The organism is Pedobacter sp. (assembly GCF_035566355.1).
In the GTDB taxonomy this organism is placed as follows: Bacteria; Bacteroidota; Bacteroidia; order Sphingobacteriales; family Sphingobacteriaceae; genus Pedobacter.
Genome location: NZ_DATMRL010000660.1, coordinates 1 through 8,669 on the forward strand (window position 1 = coordinate 1; position 8,669 = coordinate 8,669).

At 40.9% G+C, this 8,669-nt stretch carries 10 protein-coding genes; 3 read left to right on the forward strand and 7 right to left on the reverse strand.

From position 1 onward, the window contains the following. Positions 1-84 precede the first annotated feature (84 nt). The 5 genes from VNZ46_RS25925 to VNZ46_RS25945 all read right to left on the reverse strand — a co-directional run bounded on the left by VNZ46_RS25925 (position 85) and on the right by VNZ46_RS25945 (position 4,131). Complete coding sequence (locus tag VNZ46_RS25925; RefSeq protein WP_325564027.1) at positions 85-1,263, reverse strand: NAD(P)/FAD-dependent oxidoreductase; 1,179 nt, start codon at positions 1,261-1,263, stop codon at positions 85-87. A 28-nt stretch (positions 1,264-1,291) separates the two neighbouring features. Next, positions 1,292-2,050 carry an AraC family transcriptional regulator gene (locus VNZ46_RS25930; protein WP_325564029.1) on the reverse strand — a complete coding sequence of 253 codons (759 nt, stop codon included), beginning with the start codon at positions 2,048-2,050 and terminating at the stop codon, positions 1,292-1,294. A 90-nt stretch (positions 2,051-2,140) separates the two neighbouring features. Then, positions 2,141-2,305 carry a hypothetical protein gene (locus VNZ46_RS25935; RefSeq protein ID WP_325564031.1) on the reverse strand — a complete coding sequence of 55 codons (165 nt, stop codon included), beginning with the start codon at positions 2,303-2,305 and terminating at the stop codon, positions 2,141-2,143. A 13-nt stretch (positions 2,306-2,318) separates the two neighbouring features. After that, positions 2,319-3,566: a carboxypeptidase-like regulatory domain-containing protein gene (locus tag VNZ46_RS25940; RefSeq protein WP_325564033.1), complete on the reverse strand. Its 1,248-nt coding sequence runs from the start codon at positions 3,564-3,566 to the stop codon at positions 2,319-2,321. Further along, on the reverse strand, positions 3,559-4,131 hold the full coding sequence (locus tag VNZ46_RS25945) for a sigma-70 family RNA polymerase sigma factor (RefSeq protein WP_325564035.1): 573 nt from the start codon (positions 4,129-4,131) through the stop codon (positions 3,559-3,561). Before VNZ46_RS25945 ends, VNZ46_RS25940 begins: the two co-directional genes overlap by 8 nt. Positions 4,132-4,208: 77 nt before the next feature. Between VNZ46_RS25945 and VNZ46_RS25950 the strand changes: the two genes are divergently transcribed. Beyond that, on the forward strand, positions 4,209-6,089 hold the full coding sequence (locus VNZ46_RS25950) for a vWA domain-containing protein (protein ID WP_325564037.1): 1,881 nt from the start codon (positions 4,209-4,211) through the stop codon (positions 6,087-6,089). 57 nt (positions 6,090-6,146) lie between these two features. On the opposite strand, the gene VNZ46_RS25955 is transcribed toward VNZ46_RS25950, so the two are convergent. Continuing rightward, complete coding sequence (locus VNZ46_RS25955) at positions 6,147-7,073, reverse strand: hypothetical protein (RefSeq protein ID WP_325564039.1); 927 nt, start codon at positions 7,071-7,073, stop codon at positions 6,147-6,149. 250 nt (positions 7,074-7,323) lie between these two features. On the opposite strand from VNZ46_RS25955, the gene VNZ46_RS25960 reads away from it, so the two are divergent. Both VNZ46_RS25960 and VNZ46_RS25965 read left to right on the forward strand, forming a co-directional pair. Next, on the forward strand, positions 7,324-8,133 hold the full coding sequence (locus VNZ46_RS25960; RefSeq protein ID WP_325564041.1) for a mechanosensitive ion channel family protein: 810 nt from the start codon (positions 7,324-7,326) through the stop codon (positions 8,131-8,133). Between the two features lie 18 nt (positions 8,134-8,151). After that, positions 8,152-8,514 (forward strand): response regulator, encoded by a 363-nt coding sequence (locus VNZ46_RS25965; RefSeq protein ID WP_325564042.1) that lies wholly within the window; start codon positions 8,152-8,154, stop codon positions 8,512-8,514. 48 nt (positions 8,515-8,562) lie between these two features. On the opposite strand, the gene VNZ46_RS25970 is transcribed toward VNZ46_RS25965, so the two are convergent. Next, positions 8,563-8,669: DUF892 family protein (locus tag VNZ46_RS25970; protein ID WP_325564044.1), on the reverse strand; the 107-nt coding region annotated here is incomplete at its 5' end.

Sequence of the window (8,669 nt, forward strand, 5' to 3'; positions counted from 1 at the left end):
GAGGGTTCGAATCCCTCTTCCTCCGCAAAACAACAAAAAAGGATGCTGTTCGGCATCCTTTTTTGTTTGAACAGCCCATTTTTTTTATTCCCCGCCCTCCTCTTCACTGCTAAACATCTTTAACAAGTTACTTATCGAATCATCAGCATGCAGCATAGCCGTCGACGTTAAAGTCATTTGAGTTACTGCGGATGCTCTTGCAAGCATTTGCTGTTCATAATGCTTTAAAGCTGATCGCAAATCCGGAAAAATTTCGCTGGTTAAACATTCACAGAGCTCCAGCGCATCCTTCATGGCCATGTTAACTCCCTCTCCTGCGTAGGGAGGCATTACATGGGCAGCATCTCCGATTATTGTAATATTTGGACGCGTTACCCAAGTTTGATCAAGAGGCATATAATACTGGGGCCGTAATATAAAATGAGTATGGATGTTGTTAAAAAGTTCTTCCCATATGACATCCCAGCCAGCATATTCCTCTCTAAACCAATTTAGCAATTGATGGTGGTCATTAAAATCAATGCCACTGTTCTTAGCCCAGGATTCTTCTTTCTTGCACCCCGTATAGAAGGACAAACTGCCATCTCCTTTGGCACTGGTAATTAATGTTCTGTGATTGCCCAGTGCAAAAACTTTCCCTCCCTTGGTCAACTCCCAAAGCAGTGGTGCATTTTTTGCCGCTTCATAAACAGTACCTTCAACCATAGTCACACCAGAATAAACCGGCGTACTGTCGGTAACAAATTTTCTGATCTTTGAATTTGCACCATCTGCACCGATAACAAGATCTGCACTGGCAACTGTCCCATCTTTGAATTGTAGCAACCATCCCCCTTCGTTCTCCGACAAGGAGATCAAATACTTATTCCAGACAACAGTCTCCTTTTCCAGCGACGCAAGTAAAATACGCCTTAATGGACCACGATCAATTTCAGGGCGAAAATGAGCCTCTCCAAAGGCTTCCTCATATACTTCTTCATGCTGATCGTAAACGACATTGGCATATTGGTCTGTAACCATCAGCAGATCCGCTCCAGGCCGATAATTTTCCTTAAATGCATTCATTAATCCGGCCTTTTCCAATGCTTTTAATCCGGAATCGACATGAAGATCAAGTGTTGATCCCTGGATACGTACTTCAGGGCTTAAATCCCTTTCATATACTTTTACAACAGCGCCATTCAACTGAAGCAACCTGGCGAGCGTTAAGCCACCTGGGCCTCCACCCACGATAGCGACTTGTTTATCTTGTAGTAAGTTCATAAAAATAAATCTTGTTTACACTACAAAATTATTTCTTTAGCAAAGTCGAAAATTGAATAAATCGGTCGTTTTTATTTTCATTGAGTTCTTTAGGTATTACCCCCGAATATCTTTTTACTTCCCGTATAAAATGAGCCTGGTCGGAAAAGTCCTGTTGGGGATAAAGAATCCCATCTTTGATTTGCTGAAAAGAAGCCCTGAAACGCAAAATATTGCAATAGGTTTTAAGAGACAGCCCAAACCTGTCGTTAAAATACCTGTTGATTTGCCGGCTGCTCCAATTCGCTTTTTCCGAAAGTTCTTTTACAGTCATAGAACCATTGGAGGAATAAATTAACTCGAACAGCTTTCGTTTCTTCTCCTTCACAGGCTTTTTAAGCTTTTGCAACAGTTGCTCAGAAACCCTATAGCAGAAACCCGTAAAACTGTTCAGATCAATTGCCGAAATGCCTAAAAAGTTTTCAGGAAGGACAAGTACATGACCAAGAAGTTCTGAAAGATGGAGATCAAGAATATATTCAACAGCCAGCAATCTAAAACTAAGCGCATAAATTTTTTCACCGGGTAAAAGTATACCCTTGTTAGCTGCAACATCCAGTCCCATTAGCGTAACATGATAGGGTTCTGTTGCAGATATGGAGAAAAGAACATCTATTCTACCATCTGGCAGAACAACCACTTCTTCTCGTTCTTCAGAAAGATTAGCCAGCATCCAAAAGCTTTCCACAAAATCCTGGAGTTCCTGATTAGGTTTAATGGACTTATATTCAATGTTTTTATTTTGCATCGGGGTTTTCTTATTAAAGATAAATTATCGTTGCTCCTGGATGAATTTAGCAAAAAAACTAAACTTCCAGAAGCAAGGCATGTAATTGGTTCATATGCGCAAGCTGGATAAATTAGGATGGTTCAGGTTGGGTTCTACTTGTTCATGAACCCAGGTTGTGTGATAGGGTATATGAGCGGAGAAACCAACCAACTCCAGTACAGGTAGCATATCCGACTTCATAGAAAAGGTAATCTTCCAGTAGTTGGCAGACATGATGTTCTGCTTCCTATTTTTGAAATTTAATTTTAAGACGAATCACCCGTGCTGAATCCAGAGGATCCGTGGTCCATTTTGAGCCTTGCATCAGTATATCAACCGCTTTCCGATTGTTTGTTTCAGACAAACCTTTTTTAACCCTCACATGAACGGGATTACCCTGTGCATCTACACTAAACTCTAATTTCACTGTTCCTCGCTGGCCATCTGAGAGAACCGCCTCCTCCTTAAGATACTTTTGGTAAGCTGCCCATCCAATAACAGGCTCAGAGGAATGGGCTTTCCTTTTGGTTCCATAACCCACCACCACAACTTCATTTAAACTGCCTGTACTTGGACTTAAGGCAACATCGACACTGTCCTTGCCTTTCAGCTTTATTTGTCCCTGATCATAGCCTAATGCCGACACCACCAGATCTTTGTTTCTTAATTTTGAAGGAACAGACAACGTAAACTCACCTTTGACATCTGTCGCAGTTGCTATAGATGATGCTCCCCTTATCCTGACTACTGCACCAGGCAGTGGAGAATTGTCTTTTTTATCTTTAACAACCCCTTTCATTAATACAGGCGAATCATAACGACCAGATTTTACGCTTACACCAGCAACTTTACCCTCCAAAGAATGAGTTAACTCCGTACCCGAAATTGTTGTCTGGGAAGATGCAGCAACGGATTTTTTCCTTTCAGTTGTAAAACCTACAACCGCTACTTCAGCCAGACTTGTCTTCGCAGTATACAGCGAATCTTCTTTCTTATTGCCAATAACCGCTATATCTTCTGAAAAAGCACCCGGATTCTTTTGTTTTATGGGCAATCTAGTTTGATGGGATTTTCGCAGCTGTTTCTCAGGCTTTATTTGCGTAAGAATCTGCTGCTGATTTTTTACAGAATCTGGTGGTAAAACAGGCTGCGCTTTTACAGAAACAGAAGGCTGCCGGAAAAGTTTCACTTCCGGAGTTCTGGTCATCCAGAAAAGCGCCGTCCCCATAACTATAAATAGCGAGGCCGCTGCAGCAAGTATTTTCCATGAAATTATTTTCCTGGTTTTAGCTCCAGCTGTACGCCTGGAAATCCATTGATCTATTTCCGTTAAATCATCCTGGTGTAGTCGTCCTTCAGCCAGCTCCATCCCCATCATCAAATCCATAAGCTCAGGATCATGCTGTGCACGTCTTTCTAACGCGTACATTGCACGTTCATCCAGCTCTCCTCTCAGATACTGCCTGATCAATGCTATGTCGTCCTGGCTACTCATGATTTTTCTCCATGCAAATTTTTAAATTCCTTTTCCCGTTCTGTATATAGCTCTTAACATCATTTAAGCTAAACCCTGTAAAATCCACAATTTCCTTATAGCACCTTTCTTTAAGAAAAAACAAACTGATGCTCTGCTTTTGTTTTTCCGGCAGTCTTTCCAGACACTTCTCCATGGCTGTCAACTGACGTTCTTTCTCTTCCAAATCTTCCTGATGCGGCTTCAAAGGAAATTCCACAAAATCATCAATAGCCACATGCTGCCTGTTTTTTGAAGACCGCAACTGCATTAAACAATAGTTTTTACTCAGCACATACAGCCAGCTTCCAAATTGACGGATCTCTTGTTTTTTCACTTTAACAATCAACTCTTCAAAAATCTGCATCACTGCATCTTTACTTTGTTCACTATCCTGCAAATAACGGTAGCAAACGTAATACACCATAGAAGAATGGGCGCGAAACAGTTCACCAAGCGGGGCAAGATCACCCGTTTCCAGATAAAGCTTCAGCAAGGCTGCATCGTTAAGCGGATCTGTATCTTTAGAGCGTTTGAGCCAATTCATTCCTGTAAAAATACTTTTTTTTCTAATCGTTTATGGAAATTTTAAAAGGGATGCATCCCCCTGCAAAAATCCATAATATGAAAAGAATTATTTATTTGATCATGCTGTTCTTAGGTTTAACGACCTTCAACAGCACCGCTCGTACCATTCGCGGAAGTGTCTATGGTGCAGATGACAAGAAACCGATACCTGGTGTCTCAATTTTCGTAAAGGGTACAAATATTCGCACATCAACAGATCTCAATGGACAATTTGCAGTGGTCACTAAAGAGGAAAAAGTTGTACTGCTCTTTTCCATGATTGGTTACGAATTCCAGCAGGTAGAAGCAAAAAAGTCCAATACAATTAATATCTGGCTGCAACCCGCTAAAACTTCTCTTCAGGAAGTCGTAGTAATGGGTTATCAGACACAAAGAAAACGGGTATTCACAGCATCAGTCAGCACTGTACCCGGGACTACACTAACCGGCAAAGTGGCGGGTATCCAAATCCGTGGAGCAGCAACTGTTCTTCAAGATAGAGAAAGCTATAAAGGTATCATAGAAAATGGCTTTCTAAATCCTGTAAAGGAGCCCTTATCTACTTTCGCAATAGATGTAGATCAAGCTTCCTACAGCAATGTACGAAGAATGATCAACCAAGGTCAATTGCCGCCAAAGGATGCGGTTCGTACTGAAGAGCTATTAAATTATTTTCATTATGACCTTCAAGATCCAGTTAACCAGGACCCTGTTGCTATACATACTGAGCTATCTTCTGCCCCTTGGAATCCCCGGCACCGCTTACTTCGCATTGCCTTAAAAGCAAAAGCACTCAAAACAGAGCAGCTACCTCCTTCTAACCTGGTTTTTCTTCTGGATATATCCGGTTCTATGGAAGGGCCAAATCGACTTTCTCTGGTCAAAGCTTCCATGAAAATGTTGGTAGACCAGCTCAGGCCAGAAGATCATGTAGCTATTGTAACCTATGCTGGTACAGCCGGCTTAAAACTGGGCAGTACATCTGGTGATCAAAAAACCAAACTAAAAGAAGCGATTGACCAATTGGAAGCCTCCGGTTCAACTGCTGGTGGAGATGGTATAAAAATGGCCTATCAAATTGCCAGGGAACATTTCATCAAACAGGGAAACAACCGGATTGTATTAGCCACCGACGGAGATTTTAATGTAGGTGCATCGAGTGATGAGGATATGGAAAAACTGGTAGCCAATGAAAAAAACAGTGGGATCAGTTTATCGGTACTTGGCTTTGGAATGGGTAATCTGAAAGACAGTAAAATGGAAACTATCGCAGATAAAGGACATGGAAACTATGCCTATATAGACAATATATCCCAAGCCAGGAAAGCCATGGTTACCGAGTTTGGCAGTACACTTTTTACCGTCGCAAAGGATGTAAAAATACAGGTAGAGTTTAATCCCGGAAAAGTACAGGCCTATCGTTTAATTGGTTACGAAAACAGGCTCCTAACCAAAGAAGACTTTAATAACGACGAGAAAATGGGTGGAGATATGGGTGCCGGACACAGTATAACGGCCCTTTATGAAATTATACCTGCAGGCTTAAAAGATAATTTCAGCAATGTTGATCCGCTTAAATATCAAAAGCCAAAGGATGATATCTTTAACAATACTTCATTGGAGATTGTTACCGTTAAATTCAGATATAAAAACCCTGATTCTAAAAAAAGCCGGGTGCAGATGACTACTTTAAATGATGAGCCAACGCCCTTTTCTAAAACAACTGATGATTTCAGATTTGCCAGCGCTGTTGCAGAATTTGGACTGCTGCTCCGAAATTCAGAATATAAACAACAATCAGATTTCACCAGCCTTATTGCAAGGGCAAAAGCGGCGAAGGGAAAAGATGATGAAGGCTATCGTACTGAATTTATTAGCCTTGCAGAAAATGCAAAACTGCTGTCTAAAAACAATGACATAGCCATGAATGAAAAATAAAAAAAGGAGGTAACTATGCGCACCTTAGTTACCTCCTTTCCATTCACCTAACCCGAACTAGTCCGGGATCCTGAAGAACTTCCTCACCTCTTCATAATTATTTATATTAATATGTTTTGAAGCCAATGCAGTAGTGCCCCCCGGTATGATCACATATCTGTACTGCAACAAAGTAGACAAGGCTATACTATTTGAATTATCGGCAGTAAAGCGAGTAATAATGAAATGTCCTACCCTTGGCCAATAACTGATTGTATTCAGTTTTCCACCAGCATAGCTACTGTAAGGCAAGGTATACACACCACCGCCGAAGTTGAAATAAACCTGGAATACTGCGTTATTCAGAAGTGTAGAAGTAATTGCCGGTGCTGCCAGATCAGCAGCTTTTAAAGCTGAATTGTCTGCAGTGGTGTCTCTGAAATTTGTAGCGTAGAGCCATCCGGAATACATTACATTGGCTGTGCCCGCCGGGCCCTGAAGTGAAACTGCCGGGCCCCATCCCGATGAAATTTTAGGTCCGTATAACAGATAATTTGTTTTATCAAGATAAAAGTCACCCAAAACCCCTAATGAAGCAGCTGGAAGCCCTGAGCCACTTAATATTTTACTTCCGGGAGTTCCTGCAGCTCCGGTTGCACCGGTAGCCCCGGTAGCACCTGTTGCACCTGTTGCACCTGTACTTCCTCTAAGAGAAAAGCCTGTTCCCCATCCCGATGCAGTTTTAGGTCCGTAAAGCAGGCTGGTAGAACTGTTCAGATAATAATCACCAACAAGGCCAAGCGTCAAATCGGGCGCCGTCGTTCCGCTATAAATCACGCTCCCGGCTTTTCCATTAGGCCCCGCAGGTCCAGCTGGACCAATCGCTCCTTGCTGTCCAGTTTGCCCAGTTGGTCCCTCTGGCCCCTGTGCACCGTCTTTACTGCAGGACAGTGCAAATAATCCAATCATTGCAAGGCCTGTTAATAAGTAATTGATCTTTTTCATAAGATTTAAATTTTAAATAGAGTGAAGGTTAATAATCAGATTCAAATCTCTCCATTCGCTTAAACAGGTACACGAGTATTTCTACGCGTTCTTGCAAGGTATTTCCACCTGATCTTGATATCGGCAATGCATCATTTTATCCTACAAAAAAACTTTTTCTTACAGAACATGTTATTTCTTCGTGAGCGTATAATTTGTTTTTATTAAAGGAGCCGTTATCATTTAACGGCTCCCTTTTAAATCCAACTTCATGAAAGAAGATCCTTTAAAGAAAACCACCGATTTTTACGATAAAATGTATGACTGGATTATTTTGAATGGTCCAAATCTTTTACTTGCCATCCTGGTATTGGCCATCGGTTTTTGGCTTATCAAAATACTTTCCAGATGGATAACTCACCGCATGCACCACAAGGATGTAGAATCCTCTTTAAGGCCATTTCTAACAAGTTTAATGGTCACTACGCTTAGAGTATTGCTTGTAATTTGTGCCATGCAGATTGCAGGAATACAAATGACCATTTTTGCTGCACTCATCGGCGCCTTTGGCGTGGCTGCCGGACTGGCTTTATCTGGAACACTGCAGAATTTCGCAAGCGGTGTGCTTATCCTTTTATTGAAACCATTCCAGGTTGGAGATAATATTATTGCTCAGGGACAGGAAGGAACGGTGAGTTCGATACAGATTTTTTACACCATTGTAACTACATTTGACAACCGGACCGTAGTGGTACCTAACAGCAAACTCTCCAATGAGATTATTATCAATATTAGTACCATTGGAAACAGAAGACTTGACATTGAAATAAAATTTAGTTACGGAATTGATTTTGAAATACTTAAACCAATTATACAACAAAGTATTAAAGAATGTGAAGACGTACTGAACAGTCCAAAAAGCAGGATTGGGGTTTCTGCATTGGAAGAGAGCGGCTATAAGGTTATGGTAAATGTATGGCTGAATGCCCACGGATTTAATGATGCTAAATTTATATTTCAGGAACATCTGATGACAAAATTAAAAACAGCAGGAATAAAACTCCCTGGAATACCAGAATAACATAATAAACTTGATTAGATGAATAAAATACTTGTTGTAGATGACAATCGTGATATCGTCGAGGTTACAACCATAATTCTTGATCTGGAAGGTTATGAAGTAGACGGCATATTTAATGGAACCGATGTCCCCGATAAAATCAAGAGTTTTCAACCCGAACTTATTTTGCTCGATGTGATGCTTGGAGATCGTGACGGTCGTGAAATCTGCCATGAAATTAAGGTTAATCCGCAAACTGCACATATAGGCATTATTATGATCTCCGCATCTCATGACCTCGGTAAGATGGATGAAAAATATTGTAAACCAGATGGAATGATTTCAAAACCTTTTGACATCCAATTCCTTATTGAAAATGTAAATAATTATTTCAAAAAATAAAAAAGAGACATCAAAAGATGTCTCTTTTCAATAAGGATAGATAAATAATTATTCTGCTACAGCAGCATCATTAATAGAAGCTTCAGCTACCTGCGTCAAAGCTTCGTCGGTTGCCTTTTCATTATCCAAGGTCTGCTGTAGTAAGTCAACAACTT

Coding starts and splice junctions, on each gene's coding strand:
- VNZ46_RS25925 (WP_325564027.1), bottom strand. CDS start 1,263: ATGAACTTACTACAAGATAAACAAGTCGCTATCGTGGGTGGAGGCCCA.
- VNZ46_RS25930 (WP_325564029.1), bottom strand. CDS start 2,050: ATGCAAAATAAAAACATTGAATATAAGTCCATTAAACCTAATCAGGAA.
- VNZ46_RS25935 (WP_325564031.1), bottom strand. CDS start 2,305: ATGTCTGCCAACTACTGGAAGATTACCTTTTCTATGAAGTCGGATATG.
- VNZ46_RS25940 (WP_325564033.1), bottom strand. CDS start 3,566: ATGAGTAGCCAGGACGACATAGCATTGATCAGGCAGTATCTGAGAGGA.
- VNZ46_RS25945 (WP_325564035.1), bottom strand. CDS start 4,131: ATGAATTGGCTCAAACGCTCTAAAGATACAGATCCGCTTAACGATGCA.
- VNZ46_RS25950 (WP_325564037.1), top strand. CDS start 4,209: ATGAAAAGAATTATTTATTTGATCATGCTGTTCTTAGGTTTAACGACC.
- VNZ46_RS25955 (WP_325564039.1), bottom strand. CDS start 7,073: ATGAAAAAGATCAATTACTTATTAACAGGCCTTGCAATGATTGGATTA.
- VNZ46_RS25960 (WP_325564041.1), top strand. CDS start 7,324: ATGAAAGAAGATCCTTTAAAGAAAACCACCGATTTTTACGATAAAATG.
- VNZ46_RS25965 (WP_325564042.1), top strand. CDS start 8,152: ATGAATAAAATACTTGTTGTAGATGACAATCGTGATATCGTCGAGGTT.